Genomic DNA, 25,546 nt, shown 5'->3' with positions numbered 1-25,546 from the left:
GATGTGCATGGTGTGAGAACCCGCATCATCGCAGGCAGGAGGCCACCTTCTTCGTTCATGTGTCGATACCGGCCACTACATCCGCCGACTTCACACCAAGATCACAAACCTTGACGCTCCCCTGGCTGCGGCCGTGTGGGGTGGTCCATCCTGTGGTGTCCGGGCCCAGGGGGACGATCCTGGTCGGGTTGATCTGGTCGTGGGTGGCGTAGTAATGGCGTTTGATGTGGTCGAAGTCGACCGTGTCGCCGATGCCGGGGGTTTGGTAGAGGTCGCGAGCGTAGGCCCACAGGACCGGCATTTCAGTGAGTTTGTTCCGGTTGCACTTGAAGTGGCCGTGATAGACGGCGTCGAAGCGGACCAATGTGGTGAAGAGGCGGATGTCCACCTCGGTGATCGTGTCGCCGATCAGGTAGCGGGAGGTCTCCAGCCTGGCTGAGAGGCGGTCCAGTTCGGCGAACAGTTCTGTGTAGGCCGCCTCGTAGGCTTGCTGGGTGGTGGCGAAGCCCGCTTTGTAGACGCCGTTGTTGATGTTGTGGAAGATCGGTTCGATCAGTGCGTCGATCTCGCCGCGCAGGTGGGCGGGGTAGAGGTCGGGGGCCGTGGGGGAGTGGAACTGCTTCCACTCGGTGCTCAGGTCCAGGGTGATCTGGGGGTAGTCGTTGGTGACCACGTGGCCGGTCTCGGTGTCCACCAGGGCCGGGACGGTGACTCGGCCGGTGTAGTCGGGGTCGGCGGCGTGGTAGGCCTGGGACAGGTGGGTGATGCCCAGGACCGGGTCGCGGCCGTCCGGCTCCAGGGTGAACCGCCAGCCCGTCTCGTCGCGGATGGGGTCGACCACGGCCAGGGAGATGGCCTGGTCGAGGCCCAGCAGCTTGCGGGTGATGATGGTGCGGTGGGCCCAGGGGCAGGCGAGGCTGACCACCAAGCGGTAGCGGTCGGGTTCCGGGAGTCTGCCGGATGAGCCGTCGGCGGTCACCCGGTCGGTGAACCTGTTGGGTTGGCGCACGAACGCGCCTTGCTGGGATTCCTTGCCGAACTGGGCGTTGGCCATGTTCCCGAAGATAGGCGTAGGGCAGCATGGGCGCATGGCTGTCCTGTACCCGCCGGTCGAACCGGGTGAGCGTGGTCTGCTCGATGTCGGTGACGGGCACCGGTTGTACTGGGAGGTCAGCGGCAACCCGCGCGGGAAGCCGGTTGTGGTGTTGCACGGTGGGCCCGGGACGGGGACGAACCCGGTGCACCGCAGGCACTTCGACCCGCGTGCCTATCGGATCGTGCTGGTCGACCAGCGTGGGTCCGGGCGCAGCACGCCGAGTGTGGCCGCTGTGGGGGCCGACCTGACGGCCAACACGACCTGGCACCTGGTCGCCGACCTGGAACGGGTGCGTGAACACCTGCTCATCGACCGCTGGCAGGTCTTCGGCGGTTCCTGGGGCGCGACGCTGGCGGTGGCCTACGCCGAGCGCCACCCCGACCGCGTCACCGAGATCATCTTGCGGGGCGTGTTCCTGCTGCGCCCGAGCGAACTGGACTGGCTCTACCGGGGCGGCGCGGGCGCGATCTACCCGGAGGCGTGGGCGGACTTCACCGCGCTGGTCCCGACGGGTCAGGACCCGCTGGCGGCCTACCAGGACGCGCTGACCGGCCCGGACCTGGAGCTGCGGGCGGCGGCCGCGACGGCGTGGAGCAACTGGGAGGGGGCCACGGTGTCGCTGGTGGCGAATCCTGCGCTGGTCGCCCAGTACGCCGCTCCCGACTTCGCGGTGCCCTTCGCGCGGTTGGCCCTGCACTACTTCACCAACGCGGGGTGGCTTGAGCCGGACCAACTGCTCCGGGACGCGCATCGGCTCGCCGGGATTCCGGGGCGGATCGTGCAGGGGCGCTACGACATCGTGTGCCCGCCGGTGACGGCTTGGGAGTTGCACCGGGCTTGGGCCGGCTCGGAGTTGGTGATCCTGCCGGAGGCTGGGCACGCTACGTCGGACGCTGGGGTGTTGCAGGCGCTGCGCGATGCCACGGATTCGTTTCGGTTCTGAGCTGCTGTTTGTGCGGGGTGGTCGGATTTCGGCGCGGGGCCGGGTTGGGTGGAGATCGGCTGGGACAGCTGGGCTGGCTGGGACGGGTTTGGCGAGTTCGCGTTCTTCTAAGTAAGTGCTGCCCGTAGGCTTGCGCGAGCCTCAACTAGCGAAGGGCCGTACCAGGTCAGGTAGCGGCCTACTACCAGTGCGCTTCGCTTGTCGGGGAAGGCTTCTGGGCCGTCGGTCGCGGTGAACTCGTAGGGCTCGTCCGGTAGCACTACCAGGTCTGCGGCCGTGGCGTTCAGTTCAGCCAATGATGGGCGTGGGTATCGGTCTGCGTGGTTGCCGTATGCGTTTGCCACGCCGAGTCTGTGCAATACGTCGCCTGCGAAGGTATCCCTGCCGACGACCACCCACGGCTTTCGCCAGACCGGTACTACCGCCGTTGCCCACACCGGTTCGACTTCTGCCCACACCTCGTCCGCTTGTGTTAGCCAGTCCGGTGTCTTCGCGCCCAAGCCTGCCAGTAGTCGTCGGACTGAGGTCAGGCCCGCCGGCACGCTTGCTGGGGCCTCGGTCACCCACACCGCGATCCCGGCTTCCCGTAGTGCCGTCACCTCTTCGGGGCGGTTCTCCTCGGAGTTGGCGATCACCAAGTCTGGCGCCAGGTCCAGGACCGCCGCCACCGTCGGGTACTTCGATCCGCCGACTCGTGCCACGTCCAAAGTGGACGGGTGGGTGCAGTAGTCGGTGGCGCCGACCAGGAGGCCGGGCAGGGTCACCGCGACCGCCTCGGTCAGGGATGGCACGAGGCTCACCACCCGGGTGAACGAGCCCCGGGGGCCCACCGGTACACCGAGGTCGTCGAGCAGTGGGTCAGACATCCGTGATGCGCAGGCCCGCGTGTGCCTTGTAGCGCTTGTTGATCGCGATGAGGTTCGCCGTCAGTGCCTCGACCTGGTGGGCGTTGCGCAGTCGGCCGCCGTAGACGCCGCGCATGCCGGGGATGGTGTCGGCCAGGGCGCGCACGGTGTCGGTGGCCTCGCGGTCGTCGCCGAGTACCAGCACGTCGATGTCCACCGCTTCAACCGACAGGTCGCCCAGCAGGACCGCCGAGACGTGGTGGAACGCCGCGGTGACGCGCGAGTCCGGTAGGACCCGTTCGGCCTGCTGTGCGGCGCTGCCCTCTTCGACTGCCAGGGCGAACGGGCCCTGCTTGTCGAAGCCGAGCGGGTTCACGCAGTCGATCACGATCTTGCCGGTCAGCTCGTCGCGCAGCGACTCCAGCAGTTCGCGGTGGCCGTCCCAGGGGACCGCGACCAGCACGATGTCCGAGTCCGCCGCGCAGGCCGCGTTGTCCAGGCCGGTGACGTGCTCGACCCCCGCCGCCTCGCGCAGCTCCTTCGCCGCGGTCTCCGCGCGGTCGGCCGCGCGCGAGCCGAGCACCACCGAGATGCCCGCCTTCGCCCACCGCAGCGCCAACCCGCGCCCCTGGGGGCCGGTGCCGCCGAGCACGCCGACCTTGAGCTGACCGAACTCCGTCACGTCGTTTCCTTCCACGGGGCATCTCTACCGCACGCTAGCGACAACCGGCTGACCGCCGACCTCAGGCCCGCTCGAAGGCCACTTTCCTGGCCACCGCGTCGGCCTCGACCAGGCGCACCCGGACCGACTCGCCCTCGCGCAGGCCCTCGCCCGCGCACCGGGCCAGCACCGGCGGCTCGGCGATGAAGATCTCGGCGCCGGTGCCCTCCGCGCGCAGCACCACCGCGTCGAACTCGGCGCCGACCCGCTCGCCGAGCACCCAGGCCTCGACCTGGTCCAGGCAGGCGCGGTCGACCTTGCCCGCCAGGCTGTCGGAGCCCTCCATCAGCTCGGGCAGCAGCGGCAGCGCGTCGCGCACCCACTGCGGGACCGGCTCGCCCGCGCAGGCGGCCAGGCAGATCTCGGTGCCGAACCGGTCCACCAGCCTGCGCAGCGGAGCGGTCACGTGCGCGTAGGACGCCGCGATGCCCGCGTGCGTGGACAGCTCGGGCAGCTCGCCGTCGAAGACCGTGTACCCCGCGCCGCGCAGCAGGCGGGTGGCGTCCATGAACAGCGCCAGGGCGGCGGGCTCGCGCGGGTCGAGGCTCGCCAGCAGCTCGGCGGTGCTCGTCTCGCGCGGCCAGGCGATCCCCAGCGCCTTGGCCGAGCGGCGCAGCCACTCGACGGCGCCGTCGTCGGGGTCGGGCAGCGTGCGCAGCACCCCGACCTGCGCCGCGAGCATGATCTTGGCCGCGGCCATGCCGGTGAGCAGCGAGATCTCGGCGTTCCAGGCGTCGACATCGGTGCGCGGCCGCAGGACCAGCCCCCACGACTCGCCGTCCCGCTCGACGTCCTGCTCGGGCAGCTGCAGCTCCACCGCGCCGCGCTTGATCGCCAGCGCCCGCCGCAGCGTGCCCAGCGCGGGCAGCAGCGCCACCGACGGGTGCGGGTCGCCCGCGTCGAAGCTCGCCTGCACGGTCTCGTAGTCGAACTGGGCCACCGAGCGCACCCAGGCCCGGCGCACGTGGCCGTCGCCGGTGGGCTCGCCCGCGGCGTCCAGGTCGATCGTCCACAGCGCGGCGGGCGAGGTCTGGTCCGGCAGCAGGCTCGCGGCACCCTCGGACAGCACCGTCGGGTGCAGCGGGACGTTGCCGTCCGGCAGGTAGATCGTCTGCCCGCGCTTGCGCACCTCGTCGTCGAGCGCGCCGTCGGGCACCACGAAGGCGCCCAGGTCGGCGATGGCGTAGTGCACCCGGTAGCCGTCGCCGAGCGCCTCGATGAGCACTGCCTGGTCGAGGTCCTTGGCGCCGGGCGGGTCGATCGTCACCAGCGGCAGACCGGTGGCGTCCTCGCGGTCACCGCGCGGGCCGTCGGAGACCGCCTGCCCCGCCTCGGCCAGCGCGGCCGGGGGGAACTGCGACGGGAGTGCGAAGTCATGTCGGACGCGCGCGAAGTCAGCCCCCGCACCGTCCGTCCCGGTCACCCTGGCGTCCACGAGCAGCACCCTAACCGGTGTAGACCGACCTCGGGCAATGATCGGCGGCTCAGCGCGCGCCGCCCTCGCGCCACCCACTCGTGATCGGCAGCCGCCGGTCCCGGCCGAACGCCCGCAGGCTGATCTTGGTGCCCGGCGGGTACTGCCGCCGCTTGTACTCGGCCCGGTCCACCATCCGCAGCACCCGGTCGACCACCTCGGCGTCGAACCCGGCCGCGATCAGGTCGTCGTAGCCGCGGTCGCCCTCGACGTAGTCGTCGAGCACGGCGTCGAGCAGCTCGTAGTCGGGCAGCGAGTCGCTGTCCACCTGCCCCGGCCGCAGCTCGGCCGAGGGCGGCTTGCTGATCGAGTCCTCCGGGATCGGCGGCACCTCGCCGTGCTTCTCGGCCTCGGCGTTGCGCCACCGGGCCAGGTCCCAGACCAGGGTCTTGGGCACGTCCTTGATCGGGGCGAACCCGCCGACGGCGTCGCCGTAGATCGTCGAGTAGCCCACCGCCAGCTCGGTCTTGTTGCCGGTGGCCAGCACCAGGTGCCCGTGCTGGTTCGACAGCCCCATCAGCGTCACGCCGCGGCAGCGGGCCTGCACGTTCTCCTCGGCCAGCCCGGTGAGCCCGAGCTCGCCGACGAACACCTCGACCATCCGCTCGATCGGCTGCGTCGAGTAGTGCAGCCCGGTGCGCTCGGCCAGGTCGGCGGCGTCGGAGCGGGAGTGATCCGAGGAGTAGACCGAGGGCATCGACACCCCGTGAACCGCGTCCGCGCCGAGGGCGTCGACCGAGAGCGCCGCGCACACCGCGGAGTCGATCCCGCCGGACAGGCCCATCACCACCGAGCGGAAACCGTTCTTGAGCGCGTAGTCCCGCAGGCCGGTGACCAGCGCGGCCCAGACCTCGGCCTCCTCGGGCAGCGGCTCGGCGACGGTGGGGGAGTGCTGCGGCTCGTAGCCGGGCACCGGCTCGTCGGAGACGGTGACCCGGCGGACGGTGAACTCGTCGTCGGCCCGCGCGTCGGTCCGGCTCGCGCCGCCCGGCAGGTCCAGGTCGACGACCATCAGGTGCTCGACGAACTGCGGCGCCCGGGCGAGCAGCGCGCCGTCGGTGCCCACGACCATCGAGTCGCCGTCGAAGACCAGGTCGTCCTGGCCGCCGATCTGGTTGACGTAGACCAGCGGCGCCCCGGCCTCGCGCGCCCGGCGGGCCACCAGCGGCAGCCGGGCGTCGTCCTTCTTGCGCTCGTAGGGCGAGGCGTTCGGTGAGACGACCAGGTCGACCCCGGCCCGGCCGAGCGCGGCGATCGGGCCGCCCTCCTGCCAGATGTCCTCGCAGATGACCATGCCCACCTCGAGCCCGCGGACCCGCACGATCTCCAGCCCGTGCCCGGCCTTGAAGTAGCGGCGCTCGTCGAAGACCCCGTAGTTGGGCAGGTGGTGCTTGTACTGCCGGGCCACCACCGCGCCGCCGTGCAGCACGGCGGCGGCGTTGCGCGGGCCCTCGGCGTCGCGGTCGAGGAAGCCCACGAAGGCCGGGAGGTCGCCGCAGCCGGCCTCGACCAGGTCGGCGGCCAGCCGTTCCAGCGCCGCGCGCGAGGCGGTGCCGAACGACTCCCGCAGGGCGAGGTCCTCGACCGGGTACCCGGTCAGCACCATCTCGGGGAACACGACCAGGTGGGCCCCGGCCTCGACGGCCTTGCGGGCCCAGGTCACGACCAGGGCAGCGTTGCCCGCCAGGTCCCCGACGGTGGGGTTGACCTGGGCGAGCGCGATCCGGAGCTGGGACATGGCATCATCCTCCACCCTGTTTTCGCCTATGAGGCGAAAATGTGACGGGGGTCAGCCCGCGTCGGGGGAAAACGGTAACCCGGGCCCCGGCCCCGGTTCACCGGTGCCTTGACCTCTCGCCTTGACCTGTCAGCTTGACGCCTTGGCCGCCTTCACCTTGCGCAGCGACGCCCGGACGCGCTGCAGCGCCTGCTCTGCGTCGGAGTCGAACGGGTTGTCGTGCACCAGGTAGGTCCACGTCGAGGTCGGGCGGCGCAGCCCGGCGGTCTCCAGATCGATGCCCGCCGCGGTGATCTCCGCCTCCTCGACGGTCTCCACCGCCAGGTCGGTGATCCCCTTGAGCAGGCCGCGGAACTCGGCGATCGCCGCGCGGTGGAACTCGTCGATCGGGGTCTCCCTGGCCAGCGCGCGCAGGTGGATCGTCTCGCGCACGTCGGACAGGAACGCCAGGTGCTGGGCCCACCGGGTGTCGATGTGGAACAGCACGACCTGCCGGGCCACCCGCTCCAGCACGTCCTCGTCGACGTCCTTCCCCAGCTTCTCCCACAGCTCCGGCAGCCGCTCGGCCAGCTGCTTGGCCGCCAGGTCGGTGCGCAGCACGTCGTCGCGGTAGGCGAGCACGATCGCGCGCTGGTGCTCGATCAACCGGGTGTAGCGCCAGGTGTTGCGGTGGATGTCGAGGTTGACCCCCTCGGCGACCTTCTGCGCGTGCTCGACGTAGCGGCGCGAGGTGACGTCCTGGTAGCGGCCGTCGTCGTCGGGCTCGGCACCCGCGGTGGCGTCCGGGGCGTACTGGGTGGTCAGGTCGTCGGTGAGGCTGGCGAAGACCACCGACCCGCCCGGGTCGCCCTGCCGCCCGGACCGGCCGCGCAGCTGGTTGTCCAGCCTGCTGCTCGGGTAGTGCCCGCAGCCCATCACGTACAGCCCGCCCAGCTCGGCGACCTTGTCGTGGTCGGTCTCGTCGCCCTCGGCGCCGCCGAGCCGGATGTCGGTGCCGCGCCCGGCCATCTGGGTGGACACCGTCACCGCGTCCAGCGCGCCCGCCTCGGCCACGATCGCGGCCTCCTCGGCGTCGTTCTTGGCGTTGAGCACGACGCTCTCGACCCCGGCCGCGGTCAGCTTCTCGGCGATCCGCTCGGACTCGGCCACGTCCATCGTGCCGACCAGGATCGGTCGCCCGGTCTCGTGCTGGGCGACGATCTCCTTGACCAGCGCGGCCTCCTTGGCCTCGACGGTGTCGTAGATCCGGTCCGCCTCGTCCTCCCGCACGCACGGCTTGTTCGGCGGGATCACCGACACCTTGAGCTCGTAGAACTCGCGCAGCTGCTCGGCGACCGCCTGCGCGGTGCCGGTCATCCCGCACACCCGCTGGTAGCGGCCGACCAGGCCCTGCACCGAGATCGAGTCGAGCACCTCGCCGCTCTCGGTCGGCGCGAGCCGCTCCTTGGCCTCCACCGCGGCCTGCAGGCCGTCCGGCCAGCGCTGCAGCAGCGCGATCCGGCCGCGGGAGGTGTTGATCAGGTGGACCTTGCCGTCCCGGACGATGTAGTCGACGTCGCGCTGCAGCAGGGCCTGGGCGTGCAGGGCGGCGTTGACCGCGGCGAGCCGGTCGGAGTGGTCGCCGGAGTAGAGGTCGATGTCGCCGAGCGCCTTCTCCACCAGCTTGGCGCCCCGGCTGGTCAGCCAGGCGTTGCGGTTGTCCTCGTCGCGCTCGTAGTGCTGACCGGGGCGCAGCGTGCGCACGACCTGGGCCACCTCGGGGTCGCCGTGGCCCTCGTCGGTGGACCCGGCCATCACCAGCGGCACCCTGGCCTCGTCGACCAGCACCGAGTCGGCCTCGTCGATCAGCGCCACGTCCGGGGCGGGCTGCACCAGCTCGTCGGGGTCGGTGCCCAGCCGGTCGCGCAGCACGTCGAAGCCGATCTCGCTGACCGCGCCGTAGGTGACGTCGCGGGCGTAGGCGGCCCGGCGGTCCTCGGGGCTGGACTCCTGGTCGACCCAGCCGACCGAGACGCCCAGCAGCTCGTAGACCGGCCGCATCCACTCGGCGTCGCGCCGGGCGAGGTAGTCGTTGACCGACATGACGTGCACCGACCGGCCCTGCAGCGCGTACCCCGCGGCGGCGAGCGCGCCCGCGAGGGTCTTGCCCTCACCGGTGCCCATCTCCACGACCCGGCCGAGCAGCAGCTCGAGCGCGCCGACCAGCTGCATGTCGTAGGGGCGCTGGTCCAGGGCACGGCGGGCGGCCTCGCGGCCCAGCGCGCACAGCTCGACGCTGCCGTGCGCGTCGAAGCCCTTGGTCGACTTCGCGCGCAGCTCGGCGGCGGCCTCGGTCAGCTCCTCGTCGGTGAGCTTGGCGACCCGCTCCTCACGCCACTCGATCGACGTGAGCACCTCTTGGTACTTCTTGAGGTCGACGGTCGACGGGCGCTCCAGCAGGCGCTGGAACCCGCTCTTGAACCGTGTCAGAAACGCAGCCACGTCTCCGGCCACCTCTTCCCTCGTCCCGACGCCAGACCACGACCGATCCGCGGCGCAATTCTCGCCCTGCCACCTAACGGTGCAGCACGGCAGGTGAGTTCCGCATCCGGGTGGCAGGATCGGTTCGGTGCGGAGGTCGACTGCGAGTGCCCTGGTCATGCTGCTCGCCCTCTCGACGTCCTGCTCGACAGCGGGTCCGATCGCGCCGGTCACCGAGCGGAAGGGGCCCGCCGGGGTCGTGCCGACCGGCCTCGACCGGTACTACGGACAGCCCCTGACCTGGGAAGACTGCGCCCCGTACGCCAAGGTCGACGCCGACCGGGCGCCGTTGCGCGCCAAGGGTGTCCAATGCGCCCAGCTCACCGTCCCGCTCGACTACGCCACCCCGTCGGGCGAGACGATCACAGTTGGCGTCCTGCGCAAACCGGCAACGGAACCCGACAACCGGATCGGTTCGCTCGTGGTGAACCCGGGTGGCCCCGGCGTCGCCGGGCTGGCCACCGCGGCCCGGCTGGCCGGGGTCGGCACGCTCAACAAGCGGTTCGACTTCGTCGGCTTCGACCCGCGCGGCACCGGTTCCAGCGAGCCCGCCGTGCGCTGCCTCACCGACGCCGAGCGCGACGCCGAACGCGCCGAGGACGACGAGCTCGACACCACGCCCGCGGGTGTGGCCAAGGTGGAGGCGGACCAGAAGGACTACGCCGCCAAGTGCGCCGAGCGCACCGGCAAGGGCGTCGCGATGCTGGCGAACATCGGCACCCGCGACGTGGTCCGCGACATCGACGTGCTCCGCTCGGCCCTCGGCGACCAGAAGCTGACCTACCTGGGCTACTCCTACGGCACCCGCATCGGCAGCAGCTACGCCGAGGCGTTCCCCGCCAACGTGCGCGCGATGGTCCTCGACGGCGCGGTCGACCCCACCCAGGACGCGATCGCCGAACTGGTCGCCCAGGCCGAGGGGTTCCAGCAGGCGTTCGACGACTTCGTCGCCTGGTGCGGCCAGCGCCAGGACTGCGCGCTCGGCCGCGACGGCACCCGGGCCCAGGCCCGCTACCAGGAGTTGGTGCGCCCCCTGGAGACCCGGCCGATCGAGACCGGCGACGGCAGGCGGCTCTCCTTCTCCGACGCCACCACCGGCGTCACCCAGGCGCTCTACACCGAGGACCTCTGGGAGCTGCTCAACACCGGGCTCAACGAACTGCGCCAGAACCGCTCGCGCACGCTGATGTCCCTGGCCGACGCCTACCTCGAGCGCGGCAAAGACGGCCGCTACTCAACGACCCAGGACGCGTTCGCCGCTGTCCGCTGCGTGGACGACCCGCGGGTGACCGACCGCGCCGAGGTCCTCGACGCCCAGCGCCGGTACAAGGCCGCCGCGCCCTTCCTCGACGACGGCAAACCCGCGACCGACGCGCTCGACGCGTGCGCGTTCTGGCCGGTGCCCAACACCGGCACCCCGCACCTCCCGCAGGTCGGCGGCCTGCCGCCGGTGCTGGTGGTGTCCACGACCGGCGACCCGGCCACCCCGTACGACGCGGGCGTGGTGCTGGCCAAGGCCCTCGGCGGCGGCCTGCTCACCTACGAGGCCACCCAGCACACGGCGTTCCTGCAGGGCGACAAGTGCGTGGACGACGCCGGTACCCGATACCTGGTCGACCTCGCGCTGCCTGCGGCGGGCACGCGCTGCTCGGCCTGACACGATGGGCGGTGTGCGCACCCACCGCCTGCTCCCGCTGATCAGCGCGTTCGCCCTCGCCGCGTGCACGGTCACCGTGCCCGGCAGCCCGGTCGCGGGTGACGTCGAGCAGCGCGGTCCGCGCGGGCCGGTGCCCGCGGGGCTGGAGCGCTTCTACGGCCAGGCCCTCACCTGGAGCGGCTGCGGCGGTTTCGCCCACGACGACGAGAGCCGCGACGCGTTCGCCAAGCGCGACGTCCGTTGCGCGCTGCTGACGGTGCCGCTGGACTACGCCAACCCGGCGGGCCGAACGGCGACCATCGGTGTGCTGCGCAAGCCCGCGACCAGCGACCGCGTCGGCGCGCTGGTGCTCAACCCGGGCGGCCCGGGCGCGTCCGGCATGTCCGCCGCGGTGGGCATCGCCGACCGGGAGCCCAAGATCGCCGCGCACTTCGACGTGGTGGGCTTCGACCCGCGCGGCATCGGGGTCAGCAAGCCGCGCATCCAGTGCGTGACCGGCCCGGAGATGGACGCCGACCGCGCCGAGCCGGACGAGGACACCGTCGCCGAGGAGGAGGCGGAGAACAAGGACTTCGCCACCAAGTGCGCGCAGCGCAGCGGCGTGGACCTGCTGGCCAATGTCGGCACGCGCGACGTCGCCCGCGACATGGACGTGCTCCGGTCGGCACTCGGCGAGGAGAAGCTGACCTACCTCGGTTACTCGTACGGCACGCTCATCGGGACCGTCTACGCCGAAGCTTTCCCAGGCAACGTCCGCGCGATGGTCCTCGACGGCGCGGTCGATCCGGACGAGGACCCGGTGGCGCAGGCCATCGAACAGGTCAAGGGCTTCGACAAGGCCCTATCGGACTACTTCGCGGGGTGTTCGACGCGACGGTGCACGGTCAAGAGCAAGGACCAACTCAAGAAGCTGCTCGTCGACCTCGAGAAGCGCCCGATCCCGGTAGGCAAGCGCAAGCTCTCTTACTCAGATGCCTCTACCGGCATCGACGCCGCCCTCTACTCCGACGAGTACTGGGAGTTCCTGGACAAGGCCCTGGCCGAACTGGCAGGCGGCAAGGGCGAGTCGCTGATGCTGCTAGCAGACCTCTACACCGGCCGCGACGACTCCGGCGAGTACTCCGGGATCATGGACGCCCTGGTAGCAGTGCGGTGCGTGGACGAGCCGCGGATCACCGACCGCGCCGAACTGGAACGCCGCACCCGCGAGGTCGTCCAAGCCACCCGCGGCGTGTTCATGGCCGATGTCCACCCACCCCTACCAGCCCTGGACACCTGCGCCTTCTGGCCGACACCCAACACCAGCGTCCCGCACCAGCCCAAGGTCGCGGGCGTCCCACCGCTACTGGTGGTGTCCACGACCGGGGACCCGGCCACCCCGTACCAGGCCGGGGTGAACCTGGCGAAGTCCCTCGGCGCCCGACTGCTGACCTACCAGGCCACCCAACACACAGCGTTCCTGGACGGCGTGTCCTGCGTGGACAGTGTCGGACTGGCGTACCTGGAGAAACTCGAACTCCCACCCGCGGACGTGACCTGCAAGGGCTGAGCCTGGCCAGGTCGGGACGACCGCGAGTCCACGACAGGATCACGCCGCTGCCCAACAGCCCCCCGCCCAGCAGCCCCCCGCCCAGCAGTCCCTACTCCGCCCCACTGCCCCTGCTCGGCTGACTCCTCCCGGCTGCCGCACTCGGCTGACTCGGCCCCGTTGACCGGCTGATCCTGCCCGCCCAGCCCAACCTGGCCAGTCCCGCAGTCAACCCAGCCCGCCGAGCCTGACCGACTAACCCGGCCGACTAACCCGGCCGGTCCTGCCCGGCTGGCCCGCCCCCGTTCTGTCTCGCGCCGCCAGCGTCCCGCCTGCTCGCGCGCGCCGCCCGGCCGCGCACCAGGTCGATGACCAGGCGGGTCTCGCCGATCAGGTCCGAGCCGCCGTCGGCGGAGTCGCCGCGGAACTCGCGTCGGGCAGGTGGTTCCCGGTCGGGTCGCCGGCAAGATCCGATTGCCGGTGTCCCATGGCGCGGTGCGTGGTCGGGCGGCCATCATGGCCCGCATGCTGATGAGCGCGCGCGTGCGCCGGATCGGCGCCTTCGAGGAGCGGTTCGCCCGGGCGCAGGCCAGTCGGGTCGTGGAGTTCGACTGGGGTTACGTGCTGCTGCAGGCGGAGTACCCGGCCTCCTGGCAGCACAACCGGGTCGTGGTGACGAGCGCGGTCGACCCCGCCGAGGTGGTCGCCGCCGCCGACGAGGTACTCGGCGGGGCAGGTCACACCCACCGCCTGGTGCAGTTCAACGACGACGTGGCGGGGGAGTCGGCCGCCACCACCTTCGAGGCCGCCGGCTACCAGGTCCACGAACGAATCGTCACGATGATCCACTCAGGCGCACTACCCGCCCGCACCGGCAACAGGGTGAAGGCGATCGAGTTCGACCAACTCCGCCCCGCACTCCTGCACGACTGGCGAGCCGACTACCCGGACGACACCGACGAGCAGATAACCCAACTAGCGGACCGGGTCCTCCTCTACGCCCGCGGCGCCGAAGTGGCCTTCCTCGCCGTCCAATCCCCAACCGGCGAAGTAATAGCCCGCGGCGAACTCTATGTCGCCGACGGAATCGCCCAGTTCGAGAACCTCATCACCCGCCCCGAAAGCCGAGGCGAGGGCCACGGCAGGCAGTTGGTCACCGAAGCCCTACACCGAGCCAGAGAAGCAGGTGCAGACCTGAGCTTCCTGATAGCCGAAGCCACCGACTGGCCCCGCTCCTGGTACCGCAGGCTCGGCTACCAAGACGCAAACCAAACCCACGTCTACCAGCGAGTCCCCTGATAAACCACCCACCCACCCACCCACCCACCCAACACACACCCAAGTCCACCCGCAGCGGAGGGCCGACCCCGCTGGAACGTGACAGGATCCCGACCCCGCTGGTACCGCCGGCCCCGCTACGGATGCTCGATCTAGTGGACTCGCTTCGTGTGGGGGGAGAGCACCGCTAAACTTGCCGTGTGGTGGGGAATGCCCTTCACCCGCCCTTTTTTCACCACCGCGGTGCTCTAGGGGCCCCACACGAAGCGAGTTCACTAGATCGAGCCCCGCTCTTACCTGGGCAACGAAGACGGCAACACCAAAGCGAATCCACTGGAATCTCAACCGCCGCGAACCCAGACTCAGACGAGCCACCAAAGATCAAGCCACCGAAACCCGTTCCCGAACCCCAGAAACCAGCAGCGCCAACAAAGCGCCCACCACACACACCACGCCGGTAATCAGAAAGATCTCCGTGTACTGGGTCAGCAGCGCGTTCTTCACCGCCCCCTGGTACGCCGCGATCTCCTGAGCCGCGATCACCGGATCCTTCCCGAACGGCAGCGGCAGGCTCAGGTTCGCCGTCAGGCTGTGGAACCGGTGCAGTCCCCACGCCGACAGCGCCGCGACCCCCACCAGCATGCCGGTCATCCGGGCGACCACGACGCCCGCCGAGGCGACGCCGTGGCGTTCGTCCGGGACGACGCGCAGCACCGCCGCCGACAGCGGGGCGATCACCAGGCCCAGGCCCAACCCCGCGATCACCAGGTCGGTGTCGAGCCGGGGGAGGCCGAGGAAGTGGGTGCTGCTCAACAGGTCCAGCGACCAGCGCGACATCAGCAGGTAGCCCGCCGCCGCGATCAGCATCCCGGCCAGGGACACCACCCGGTCGCCGAAGCGGCCCGCGAGGAAACCGCCCAGGACCGCGCCCACGGGCAGCGCGACCAGGAACCGGAGCAGCAGGAACACGCCGCCCTCGTCGTCCTTGCCCAGCAGGGTCTGGGCGAACAGGTCGACGTTGACCAGCGTCACCATCAGCGCCGCCCCCGCCGTGACCGACACCCCGAGCGCGGCGAGGAACGGCCGCATGGCCACGCCCGCCGGGTCGATCAGCTTCGTCCGGGCGCGACGTTCCCACAGCAGGAACGCCGCCAACGCGACCGCCGCGCCGATCAGCACCGGTGGACCCCACGGCGGCAGGACCGCCGTGCGCGGATCCGGGTTGTACAGCCCCACCACCGCGAGCCCGAGGGTCAGCGCCAGCAGCAGCCCGCCGACCACGTCCACCCGCACCGGCTCGGCCGCGCGCCGGTGGGCGGGCACGGTGAGCTGGATGGCGACCATCGCCAGCACCGCGAGCGGCACGTTCACCCAGAACACCCCGCGCCACCCGCTGATCCCGAACGCCGAACCCCACAGCGGCAGCGCCGCCAGCGCCACCCCGTAGACCGGTCCGAGCACGCTGCCCAACTCCTGCGCGCCGCCGACCGCGCCCAGCACCGCCGACCGGCGCCGCTCGCTCCACAGGTCGGCGGCGAGCGCCATCGTCACCGGCAGCAGCGCGCCGCTGGCCACGCCCTGCACCACCCGACCGGTCACCAACACCGGCAGGTCACCGGAGAGCGCCGTCACCACCGACCCGGCCACGAACCCGAGCAGGCACACCTGCAGCAGCAGCTTGCGCCCGAACCGGTCGGAGGCCTGGCCCAGCAGCGGCATCGCCGCGATGTAGCCGAGCAGGTACCCGGTGACGATCGGCGTGACCCGTTCCAGCCGGTTCACCGGGATCTGCAGGTCGTCGATGATCTGCCGGATGACGCTGACCACCACGTAGGTGTCCAGCGCGCCGAGCAGCACGGCGAGCCCGCCCGCGCCGATCGCGACGGTGCGGCCCCGGCTCATGGCGCGGTGATGCTGACCGGCTTGTCCACATCGGACAGGGTGAGGTCGACCGTGGCGGACTTGCCCGCCCCGCCCGGCAGCGCCACCGACGCCTTCGCGGGCTGCTTGTTGTCCTCCCGCACCCAGATCGAGACGTCCACGTCACTGCTGACCCCGGGCACGATCCCGGAGACCACGTCCTTGGTCACCTTCCCGGAGACCTTGTACGCCGAGACCCCGTCGACGGACTCCTTCGCCTCGGTCCGCGGGTTCTGGATCTTCGCCAGCACGTTGGCGATGCCCTTGTCCGGGTTCAGGATCGCCGACGGGTCGTAGATGTTGGAGGTGAGCGCGGACGGGAACTTCTGGAAGCCCCCGGTCGGCCCCTTGATGTAGAGCGAGTCGTCGACCAGCACGAACTCGCCCTCGATGAGCTGGCCCATCAGGGTCAGCTTGACCGTGCCCTTGGCCGCGCCGGACGCCCCGCCCTCGCGGGTGAGGTCGCCCTCGGCGTTCTGCACCGGGATGGCCGCGACCGACCCGTTGACCTTGAGCGTGAAGTGCGCGCTCTTGATGTTCTTCGTCGTCGCCGAGGAGTCGCGCAGCAGCGCGGCGCCGTCGGGCAGGTTGCTGCCCGGACCCGGCGGCGACTCATCCGATGTACACCCCGTCGCCAGCGCCGCCACGAGCGCGAGGATTCCCAGGACCCACCCACGTTTGACCATGCCGGGAATCGTAGGCCGAGTCGGTGGGCGGCCGCGGAAGTTGTCCACACCCCGCCCTCAGGCGGGTCGGAAAGTCTTCCGGTAGGCCAGCGGCGAGACCCCGATCGAGGTGCGCAGGTGCTGGCGCAGCGACGCCGCGCTGCCCAGGCCGGAGCGCTCGGCGACCTGGTCGACGGGCAGGTCGGTGGTCTCCAGCAGGCGCCGAGCGTGCCGCACGCGCTGCTGGACCAGCCACGCCCCCGGGGAGAGCCCGGTCTCCGCGCGGAACCGGCGCGAGAACGTCCGCACGCTCATCGACGCGTGCTCGGCCATCGCCGCCAGCTCCAGCGGTTCGTGCAACCTGCCCAACACCCACGCGCGGGTCGGCGCCACGCCGTCGGCTCCCCCCTCGGGGAGCGGGCGGTCGATGAACTGGGACTGCCCGCCCTCGCGCCACGGCGGCACCACGCAGTACCGCGCGGCCCGGTTGGCTGCCTCGCTGCCGAAGTCGCGCCGGATCACGTGCAGGCACAGGTCGACGCCCGCGCCCAGCCCGGCGGAGGTGAGCACGTCACCGTCGTCGACGAAGAGCACGTCCGGGTCCAGCTCGACCGCCGGGTACAGCGCGCGGAACTCGTCCACGAACCGCCAGTGCGTCGTCGCCGGGCGCCCGTCGAGCAGCCCGGCCGCGCCGAGCACGAAGGCCCCGGTGCAGATCGACATCACCCGCGTACCGGGCCTGACCAGCGCCAACGCGTCGGCGACCGGGCCGGGCAGGGTCCCGTCGAACCGCGGCCCGGCGCACCGGGTGCCCGGCACGATCACCGTGTCCGCCGCTGCCAGCGCCTCCGGCCCGTGGTCGAGCACCGCGGTGAACCCGGTGGTCATCCGGACCGGTTTCGCATCGATCCCGCAGACCACGACGTCGTAGAGCGGCGACCCGTCCGGGGCCAGCGCGGCCCGCATGACCTGCGGCGGGATGGCCAGGTCGTAGCCGACCGCCTCGTCGATCGCCAGCACGGCCACCCGATGCGTCATGGCCAGATCTTTGCACATATTGGCAATCAGGCCACTCGTCCGCGGCCCGGGCCGCCCGGCACGCTTCCCCCGTGACCCAGACTGAGATCCGCTCGCGCCGCCCGCACTGGGCCTGGTTCGTCGCGGGCGTCGCCTTCGTCGCCCTGGTCGGCGCGGCGGGCTTCCGCGCGGCGCCCAGCGTCCTGATCACCCCGCTGCACCACGAGTTCGGCTGGTCCACCGGCACGATCTCCGCCGCGGTCAGCATCAACCTGGTCCTCTACGGCCTGATCTCGCCCTTCGCCGCCGCACTCATGGAGAAGCTGGGCATGCGCCGCGTGGTCGCGGGCGCCCTGGTCCTGGTCGCCGCGGGCAGCGGGCTCACCGTCTTCATGACCGCGAGCTGGCAGCTGCTCCTGCTCTGGGGCGTGTTCGTGGGCGTGGGCACCGGCTCGATGGCGCTCACCTTCGTCGCCACCGTCACCTCGCGGTGGTTCGTCAAACACCAGGGTCTTGTCAGCGGCGTGCTGACAGCCGCAGGTGCCGCAGGTCAGCTCGTCTTCCTGCCGGTAGTCGCTCACCTGGCCGAGAGCAACGGCTGGCGTACGGCCTCCCTTGTGGTCTCCGGCGCCGCGCTTGCAGTGGTCCCTCTTGTCCTCATCGCGCTAAGAGACCACCCGAGCGACGTCGGCACTACCGCCTACGGCGCGACTACCGAGGCCCCCGCACCTGTCTTGTCCGGCCGTACTGCGGGCCGCGCGCTGCAGGTGCTCCGCGACGCCGCCCGCAACCGAACGTTTTGGCTGCTCGCGGGCGGTTTCGCGATCTGCGGAGCCTCCACGAACGGTCTCATCGGCACCCACTTCGTGCCCGCCGCACACGACCACGGCATGCCCGCCACCACCGCGGCGGGCCTCCTGGCACTCGTCGGGCTCTTCGACGTCATCGGCACCATCGCCTCGGGTTACTTCACCGACAAGGTCGACCCGCGCTACCTGCTCGCCGCCTACTACAGCCTCCGCGGGGCGTCCCTCTTGGTCTTGCCGCACCTCTTCGCGGCCACGACCGAACCACCCATGTGGGCGTTCATCGTCTTCTACGGCCTCGACTGGGTGGCCACCGTGCCACCGACCGTCGCCCTGTGCCGCCGGGCCTTCGGTGCGGACGGCCCGATCGTGTTCGGCTGGGTCTTCGCCTCCCACCAGGTAGGCGCCGCGATCGCGGCCTTCGCCGCCGGTCTGACCCGCGACCACCAGGGCAGCTACGACCTCGCCTGGTACGTGGCGGGTGGGCTGTGCGCCTTCGCCGCGGTCATGTCGTTGCGGATCACGTCGCCGCGGATCACGTCACAGCGGCTCGATAAGGCGCGCATCGCCACTTGATGTCTACGCTGCGCACATGGATCGCCAGCAAGAGTTCGTCCTGCGCACGCTAGAGGAACGCGACATCCGGTTCGTCCGGTTGTGGTTCACCGACGTGCTCGGGTTCCTCAAGTCGGTGGCGGTCGCGCCCGCCGAGCTCGAGGGCGCGTTCGCCGAGGGCATCGGCTTCGACGGCTCGGCGATCGAGGGCTTCTCCCGGGTGTACGAGTCGGACATGATCGCCAAGCCGGACCCGGCGACGTTCCAGGTGCTGCCCTGGGAGACCCCGGAGGGCGAGCCGTACTCCGCCCGGATGTTCTGCGACATCGCCATGCCGGACGGGTCGCCGTCCTGGGCCGACCCGCGGCACGTGCTGCGCCGCACGCTGTCCAAGGCCAGCGAGGCCGGGTTCACCTGCTACGTGCACCCCGAGATCGAGTTCTTCCTGCTCAACGACCTCCCGCACGACGGCAGCGAGCCGACCCCGGCGGACAACGGCGGCTACTTCGACCAGGCCAGCCACGCCACCGCGACGCACTTCCGCAGGCACGCCATCGAGACCCTGGAGGCGATGGGCATCTCGGTGGAGTTCAGTCACCACGAGGGCGCCCCCGGCCAGCAGGAGATCGACCTGCGCTACGCCGACGCGCTGACCATGGCCGACAACGTGATGACCTTCCGGTACGTGGTCAAGGAGGTCGCGCTCACCCAGGGCGTGTTCGCCTCGTTCATGCCCAAGCCGTTCTCCGAGCAGCCGGGTTCGGGCATGCACACCCACGTGAGCCTCTTCGAGGGCGACCGCAACGCGTTCTACGACAACGAGGACCCGTATCAGCTGTCCGCCACGGGTAAGGCGTTCGTCGCTGGGCTGCTCAAGCACGCGCGGGAGATTTCGGCTGTCACCAACCAGTGGGTCAACTCGTACAAGAGGCTGATCGTCGGCGGGGAAGCGCCTACCGCTGTCTGTTGGGGGCATGCAAACCGGTCGGCTCTTGTGCGCGTGCCGATGTACTCACCGAGCAAGGCCTCTTCGCGCCGCGTGGAGATCCGCTCGCTCGACTCCGCCTGCAACCCTTACCTGGCGTACTCGGTCATCCTCGCCGCTGGTCTTAAGGGCGTGGCCGAGAACTACCCACTGCCGCCCGCGGCCGAGGACGACGTCTGGTCCCTTTCTGATGCCGAGCGCCGCGCCGCCGGTTACGCGAACCTCCCGCAGAACCTGGGCGAGGCGCTGACCGAGATGGAGAACTCCGAGCTGCTCGCTGAGACGCTCGGCGAGCACGTCTTCGACTACTTCCTGCGCAACAAGCGCACGGAGTGGGACACCTACCGGCGCAGCGTCACCCCCTACGAACTGAGGACTCTGCTGCCGATGCTCTAGAGCATGGGCATCCAAGAGCTCCAACGTCAGCGTGCGGCGGGTAAGACCACCGCGGTAGAGCTGACCCGTGCCCACCTGGACCGCATCGACCAGGTCGATCCACGGTTGCGCGCTGTCTTGGCCGTTGCCCCAGATGCTGTGGAACAGGCAAGAGCAAGCGATGAGCGTGCTCGCGCGGGGACTCTCATCGGGCCGCTGGACGGCGTGACCGTCCTGGTCAAAGACAACATCGACACCGCAGACCTGCCCACCACGGTTGGCTCGCGCGCGCTGGCAGGTTCTCGGCCGACCAGCGACGCCGAGGTCGTCCGCCGCCTTCGCGCGGGGGGCGCGGTGGTGCTCGGTAAGACGAACCTGTCCGAGTGGGCGAACTTCCGTTCGATGAACTCGGTCTCGGGTTGGTCGGGCGTGGGCGGACAGACCAACAACCCGTTCGTCTTGGACCACAACCCGAGCGGTTCGTCGTCCGGATCGGCGGCAGCGGTCGCCGCGGGACTGTGCCAGGTCGCCATCGGCACCGAGACCAACGGCTCGATCGTCAGCCCGGCGAGCTACTGCGGCATCGTCGGGTACAAGCCGACGGTCGGGCTTGTCAGCGGCGTCGGAATCGCCCCGATCTCCGACCATCAGGACACCGCCGGGCCGATGACCCGCACCGTCGCCGACGCGGCCTTGACCATGGCCGTCCTATCGGACCTCCGCTTGCCGCTAGACCCGTTGTCATTGCGCGGTAAGCGAATCGGTGTGTGGGCACTGTCTGGGTCGGATAGCTCTACCGATCGCGCGGTAGCGGCGTCGGTCCGCGCGCTCATCGACGCGGGTGCCATCGCAGTCGAAGTGGACATCCGCGGTGTGGCCGAAATGGACGAACGGTCTTGGCTCGCCATGGTCACCGAGTTCACCCCGCTGCTGGAGGCCTACCTGCGCACTCGGCCGGGCGTGCCGCACACGCTCGCCGAGCTGGTGGAGTTCAACCGGCAGGACGACGTCGAGCTGAGCCTCTTCGGGCAAGAGCTGTTCGAACTCGCTCTTGACGCACCGCCGCTAACCGACCCCGTCTACGTCCTGAACCGCACGACCGCCGCTGCCCTCGCGCGCGACGCCATCGACGACACCCTCGCCGAGCACGCCCTCGACGCGATCTTGGCGCCCACCGACACACCGGCCCACGTGACCGGCAGGCCCGAAGACGACCGCGTGAACTCGGCGACCCCGGCCGCCGTCGCGGGCTACCCGTCGGTCACCCTCCCGGCGGGCTTCGGCGGGTCGCTGCCGATCGGCGTGTCGTTGTTCACCACCGCGGGACACGACGTCGAACTGCTCGCCCTCGCCGCCGCGTTCGAGCAGGTCCACCCGGTCGCGCGGGTGCCAAAACTGCTCCCCACGCTGCCGATGTGACCACCCGCGGACATCAACTTCCCTCGACCGGGTGGCACACCGGGCCGCTCGGAGCCGTTAGGTTGGCGACGTGCCCGACGTGTCCCCCGACGCCGCGACGCCCCTGATCGCCTGCACGGTGACAGCCGCCGCGGACCTCCCGGCCGCGCGGGTGACCGCTCGGACCTTCCTCGACCACCACCCGGACTCCCGGTTCGCCACCCTCGTGGTGGACGCCGAACGGGAGGACGGCCTGCTCGTCCCCGAGGACCTGGGCATCGGCCCGGCCGAGCTCGCGGTGCTGGCCACCGGTCACTCGGCCCAGGAAGCCGCGGCTGCGCTGCGGCCGCGCCTGCTGGAGTGGCTGCTCAGCACCCACCCGGGCGCGGTGCTCTACCTGGACCCGTGGGTCCGGGTCTACGCGCCGCTGACCGCCTCCGTGGCCGCCGCGCTCGGTGACGCCGCCGTCGCCCTGGTCCCCAAGGTGCTCCGCCCGCTGCCCGCCGACGGTCTGCGGCCCAGCCAAGCCGACCTGCTCGCCGCGGGGGTGTACGACGAGGGTTTCGTCGCGGTGACGCACGGCGCCGAACCGTTCCTCCACTCCTGGTCAGAGGTGTGCCTGGCCGACCCGGCCCGCGCGGGCGCCTTCCTCGACGGTGCCCCGGCGATGGTCGACCACCGTGTCCTGCGCGACCCAGGTCTGGGTCTTTCCCGTTGGAACGCGGGCCAGCGCGCACTCGCGCACGACGCGGGCAGGCATCTCATCGCAGGTGGCGCGCTGTTGCGCACCGCCAATTTCGCTGGTTTCGACGCTGCGCGCCCGTGGCTTCTCACCGCGGACATCACCGACCACCCTCGGGTGCTCTTGTCCGAGCACGCCCTCCTCGCGCGGGTGTGCAACGACTACGCCGCCGAGCTCGGTGAAGACCGCCCGCTTCCCACCGTGCGCTTTGGCAGGCTCGCCGACGGCACGGCCTTCCCACCGTCGCTGCGTGCCGCGTACCGCGCTGCGCAGACTGGCCCGCAGAGCCAACGGCCTCCCGCCGTCGACGTCGATCCTGCCGGTTTCCTGCTGTGGGCGTGCGCGTCTGAACCCGATTGCCAAGACGCCACTAGATGGGCTCGCGCCCTCTGGAACGACGACTCTGACCTGCAAGAACGCTTCCCTGAGCCGTTCGGCGAAGATGCCGCCGGATACCGGGACTGGTGTGCGACAGAAGCGGTTCTCGGTGGCCGTCTGCACCCAAGAGCCGTCCCTGGACAGCACGGCGTAGACGTCGCGCTCATAGACCAGATAGGTGTATCGGTTGTCGGTAGCGGGCCCCTAGCAGACCGCGTTCGCTTAGCCGCGGAAGCCTCCGGTCTACCGATTTCCGAGGAGCCGGTCTACCCGGTAGTGCTCGCGTGCAACGGCGGCGCAAGAGTCCCGAGGCAGCGGCACGTCATCGCCGTCCGCGACGAGTGCTCGCCGATCCCCTTCCGCGCTGACGAACGCTGGCTGGTCTGGCCCGCCGCCGCGCCCGCGCCTGACGGCGTCGCAACGCACATCGTGCCGCTGCCCGTGGTCGACCCGGGCGCGCGCGACGAGGTCGCGCGCGAAGAGGCCCGACACAGCCTGGGGATCGGAACCGAACCCACCTTCGTCGCCTTGGCCGACCGCGCCGACGACCTGATGGCCGCGTTCGCCGCGGCCTTCCCCGACCGCGCCGACGTCCGCCTCCTGCTGCTCGTGCCAGAGGTCTTGGCGCGCGCGGAGGCGGCGGAGAGGTTGCGCTTGGCGGCCGCCGCGGAGCCCAGAATCCGGTTGCTGGTAAGCGAATCCGACTTCCCGCGCGCGATAGACGCGGCGAGTTGGGTGGTGTCGGTCCACGAACCAGGGGACGCCGACACCGCGCGCGCCAACCGCTGGCTCATGGACGTCTCGCTGCGCGGCGTCCCGACGATCACCGTCGCTGGCGGCACCGCGGCCGAGCTGCTCGGCCTGGACGCCTGTGTGCCGCTGCCGGTCGACGAGTTCGCCGCCGACACCATGGTCGCGGGCGCGATCCGGGACCTGGCCGACGACCACGCCACCGCCGACAAGATCGGCACCGCGGCCCGCACCCAGCTGCTGGAGACCTTGGCCCCCGCGGCTGCGGGAGCGGCCGTGCGCAGGCGGGTCGAGCTGGCCTACCGCAGCTGGCGGGCGGGTAGGGCGCTGGCCAGCGCCACCGAGGACGACCCGTTGCGCGCTCTGCGCGCCGCCCGGCACGCCCTGCACCGCAGGCCGGACACCGAGGTCGGCTACAAGATCCCGATGGCCCCCCAGCTGCGGCGGGCCGTGCTGCGCGTGCTCGCGCACTACGACAACCACCTGACCTCGGTGCTCGCCTCGCTCATAGACGGCATCGAGCGCACCGCCGTCGAACTGGTCGAACGCCAGGAGCGGCTGTCCACCGCGGGCGCGGGTCTCGATGCAGACCTGCTGCGCGCCGATCTCGACCTCGTCGTGGAGCGCACCACTCAGGTGGCCAAGCAGGTTTCGGCTACCGGGGATGAACTCGTCCGATTGCGCGGGGAGGTCACCGGTAGCGCTAGGAGCGTGGGAGAGCTGGCCGCGCAAGTCCGTGACGTGTCCACCCGCGAACGCCAAGACCCTGCGGACGAAGTGCGCAAACTGTCTGAAGCCCTTGCCGCGAGCAACGCCCGGATGGACGCGCTCGAGGCCCGGCTCGCGGAGCAGCGAGCAGGCGAGGAGAGCAGGCTCGCAGTAGGCACGTGGTCCGCGGACCAGGCACTGCGCGCCACCGACGCCCTTCGCCGGGTGGTCGTCCGCCAACACGAACGGGTGGTCTCGGTCGATGTGCCGAGCGCGCCGGTGCTCTGCGACGCGGGCCTGCTCCGGCTGCCCGCGCAGGACAGCGCCATGTCCGCGGTGCTGTCGAGCAACGGGGTCTGGGAACCGGAGATCGCCGAGCTGGTCGACGCCCTGATCGAGCCGGACAGCGTCTTCCTCGACGTCGGCGCCTACGTCGGCTACCACGCGATCCGGGTGCTGAGCAGGCTCGGCACCAGTGGCACCGTGGTCGCCGTCGAACCGGACCCGGACGCGGTGAAACTGTTGCGGCACAACGTTTCCGAGAACGTGGGCGAGGCCGTGGCCGAGCGCTTGGTGGTGCTCGAGTCGGCGGCCTGGGACGCCCAAGCCGCGCTGGTCGGCGCGGTCGCGCCGGGCGGTGGCTACGGGGTCCGACTCCAAGATCCGCAAGAAGTGACCACCACCACATCAAGTGAATTCGCGGTTGCGGGCGTTCGGCTCGACCGCGAGCTCGACACGCTCCCGGCCACCCAGGGACAGCGGCTGTCGGTGGTGAAGGTGGACGTCCCGGGCCGTGGGCACCGGGCTCTCGGGGGTCTCGTGCGCCGCCTGCGGCGGGATCGGCCGCACGTGATCTTGGCCTTCGACGGCGCCCTGACCAGCGGTTTCGGCGACGACCCGGCGGTCGTCCTGCGCGAGTTCCGCACCTGGGGCTACGAGCTGGTGCCGCTGGGCGAGGACCAGGCCGTCGGGGTCGGGAAAGTGGTCGACGAGGTGGTCTCCGGCCAGGTGCGCACGCTCTGGCTCCGACCCCTCACAAGCCGCTGACCAGCCGATTTGACTTTGAATTTCGACCTGGGTAACTTTCTCCATGTCGCACGGAGCGCCGGACGGAACAGGACGCAAGAGCCTGGCGGGGACGGACTCGGAAGACACAGTCTCGGGAAGTAGCCGGGGCCGGAACTTCCACCGGGTCGAGCGGGTTTGACACCGCGAAGCGAACCGGGTAAGGTTCTGCGACGTTGCCACGAAGGACTTCCCGGCCAAGGATCAGCTGATCCGAGGTGGGCTGGCCCGGTGCGGCGAACAAAGCTTAGAAATACCAGCCTCGGATGAGGTCGCCCTGGGTGGCGGTTGATTCGGATGTGCGTGTGTTGTTTGAGAACTCAACAGTGTGCCGATTTAAGCCAGTAGAGCTTGAATATAGAACCCCATTTGTGGGTTCCTT

The 25,546-nt window shown here is 70.7% G+C and carries 17 protein-coding genes; 8 read left to right on the top strand and 9 right to left on the bottom strand.

Annotated elements, in window-relative coordinates; all coding sequences use genetic code 11:
• Window positions 1-55 precede the first annotated feature (55 nt).
• A complete protein-coding gene (locus QSK30_RS35240; protein WP_285509754.1) occupies window positions 56-1,054 on the bottom strand; it encodes a glutathione S-transferase family protein in 999 nt (332 codons plus the stop codon).
• Between the two features lie 34 nt (window positions 1,055-1,088).
• On the opposite strand from QSK30_RS35240, the gene pip reads away from it, so the two are divergent.
• Complete coding sequence (gene pip, locus QSK30_RS35235) at window positions 1,089-2,039, top strand: prolyl aminopeptidase (protein ID WP_285509753.1); 951 nt, start codon at window positions 1,089-1,091, stop codon at window positions 2,037-2,039.
• A gap of 107 nt (window positions 2,040-2,146) precedes the next feature.
• On the opposite strand, the gene QSK30_RS35230 is transcribed toward pip, so the two are convergent.
• From QSK30_RS35230 to secA2, 5 genes are all read right to left on the bottom strand, one after another.
• Complete coding sequence (locus QSK30_RS35230) at window positions 2,147-2,905, bottom strand: helical backbone metal receptor (protein WP_285509752.1); 759 nt, start codon at window positions 2,903-2,905, stop codon at window positions 2,147-2,149.
• Window positions 2,898-3,566, bottom strand: coding sequence for an NADPH-dependent F420 reductase (gene npdG / locus QSK30_RS35225; protein ID WP_285509751.1), 669 nt, complete (start codon window positions 3,564-3,566; stop codon window positions 2,898-2,900). The genes QSK30_RS35230 and npdG overlap by 8 nt, the downstream gene beginning before the upstream one ends.
• Window positions 3,567-3,627: 61 nt before the next feature.
• Entirely contained in the window at window positions 3,628-5,040 is a 1,413-nt protein-coding gene (locus QSK30_RS35220) for an RNB domain-containing ribonuclease (RefSeq protein ID WP_285509750.1), read from the bottom strand.
• A 49-nt stretch (window positions 5,041-5,089) separates the two neighbouring features.
• A complete protein-coding gene (locus QSK30_RS35215; protein ID WP_285509749.1) occupies window positions 5,090-6,817 on the bottom strand; it encodes an NAD+ synthase in 1,728 nt (575 codons plus the stop codon).
• 129 nt (window positions 6,818-6,946) lie between these two features.
• A complete protein-coding gene (gene secA2, locus QSK30_RS35210) occupies window positions 6,947-9,298 on the bottom strand; it encodes an accessory Sec system translocase SecA2 (protein WP_285509748.1) in 2,352 nt (783 codons plus the stop codon).
• A 157-nt stretch (window positions 9,299-9,455) separates the two neighbouring features.
• Here secA2 and QSK30_RS35205 point away from each other — a divergent pair, with 157 nt between their 5' ends.
• From QSK30_RS35205 to QSK30_RS35195, 3 genes are all read left to right on the top strand, one after another.
• Complete coding sequence (locus QSK30_RS35205) at window positions 9,456-10,994, top strand: alpha/beta hydrolase (RefSeq protein WP_285509755.1); 1,539 nt, start codon at window positions 9,456-9,458, stop codon at window positions 10,992-10,994.
• A 13-nt stretch (window positions 10,995-11,007) separates the two neighbouring features.
• The gene (locus tag QSK30_RS35200) at window positions 11,008-12,543 is read left to right on the top strand and encodes an alpha/beta hydrolase (RefSeq protein ID WP_285509747.1); all 1,536 of its coding nucleotides are present in this window, start codon (window positions 11,008-11,010) and stop codon (window positions 12,541-12,543) included.
• A gap of 504 nt (window positions 12,544-13,047) precedes the next feature.
• Window positions 13,048-13,821 carry a GNAT family N-acetyltransferase gene (locus QSK30_RS35195; protein ID WP_285509746.1) on the top strand — a complete coding sequence of 258 codons (774 nt, stop codon included), beginning with the start codon at window positions 13,048-13,050 and terminating at the stop codon, window positions 13,819-13,821.
• 360 nt (window positions 13,822-14,181) lie between these two features.
• Here QSK30_RS35195 and QSK30_RS35190 read toward each other — a convergent pair whose 3' ends face one another.
• From QSK30_RS35190 to QSK30_RS35180, 3 genes are read right to left on the bottom strand one after another with little or no spacing between them, the layout of a single operon-like run.
• A complete protein-coding gene (locus QSK30_RS35190; protein WP_285509745.1) occupies window positions 14,182-15,702 on the bottom strand; it encodes an MFS transporter in 1,521 nt (506 codons plus the stop codon).
• Entirely contained in the window at window positions 15,699-16,406 is a 708-nt protein-coding gene (locus QSK30_RS35185) for an LppX_LprAFG lipoprotein (RefSeq protein WP_285509744.1), read from the bottom strand. Before QSK30_RS35185 ends, QSK30_RS35190 begins: the two co-directional genes overlap by 4 nt.
• 57 nt (window positions 16,407-16,463) lie before the next feature.
• A complete protein-coding gene (locus tag QSK30_RS35180; protein ID WP_285509743.1) occupies window positions 16,464-17,423 on the bottom strand; it encodes a GlxA family transcriptional regulator in 960 nt (319 codons plus the stop codon).
• A 71-nt stretch (window positions 17,424-17,494) separates the two neighbouring features.
• Between QSK30_RS35180 and QSK30_RS35175 the strand changes: the two genes are divergently transcribed.
• From QSK30_RS35175 to QSK30_RS35160, 4 genes are all read left to right on the top strand, one after another.
• Window positions 17,495-18,784 carry an MFS transporter gene (locus QSK30_RS35175; RefSeq protein ID WP_285509742.1) on the top strand — a complete coding sequence of 430 codons (1,290 nt, stop codon included), beginning with the start codon at window positions 17,495-17,497 and terminating at the stop codon, window positions 18,782-18,784.
• Between the two features lie 16 nt (window positions 18,785-18,800).
• Window positions 18,801-20,144, top strand: a complete 1,344-nt coding sequence (locus QSK30_RS35170) for a glutamine synthetase family protein (RefSeq protein WP_285509741.1) — start codon at window positions 18,801-18,803, stop codon at window positions 20,142-20,144.
• A 3-nt stretch (window positions 20,145-20,147) separates the two neighbouring features.
• The gene (locus QSK30_RS35165; protein ID WP_285509740.1) at window positions 20,148-21,542 is read left to right on the top strand and encodes an amidase family protein; all 1,395 of its coding nucleotides are present in this window, start codon (window positions 20,148-20,150) and stop codon (window positions 21,540-21,542) included.
• A 70-nt stretch (window positions 21,543-21,612) separates the two neighbouring features.
• On the top strand, window positions 21,613-25,146 hold the full coding sequence (locus QSK30_RS35160) for an FkbM family methyltransferase (RefSeq protein ID WP_285509739.1): 3,534 nt from the start codon (window positions 21,613-21,615) through the stop codon (window positions 25,144-25,146).
• The last annotated feature ends 400 nt before the right edge of the window (window positions 25,147-25,546 follow it).

This window comes from Actinokineospora sp. NBRC 105648, assembly GCF_030269645.1.
GTDB lineage: Bacteria > Actinomycetota > Actinomycetes > Mycobacteriales > Pseudonocardiaceae > Actinokineospora.
The sequence above is the reverse complement of the archived record's forward strand: the minus strand, read 5'-3'. Positions and strand labels throughout refer to the sequence as shown.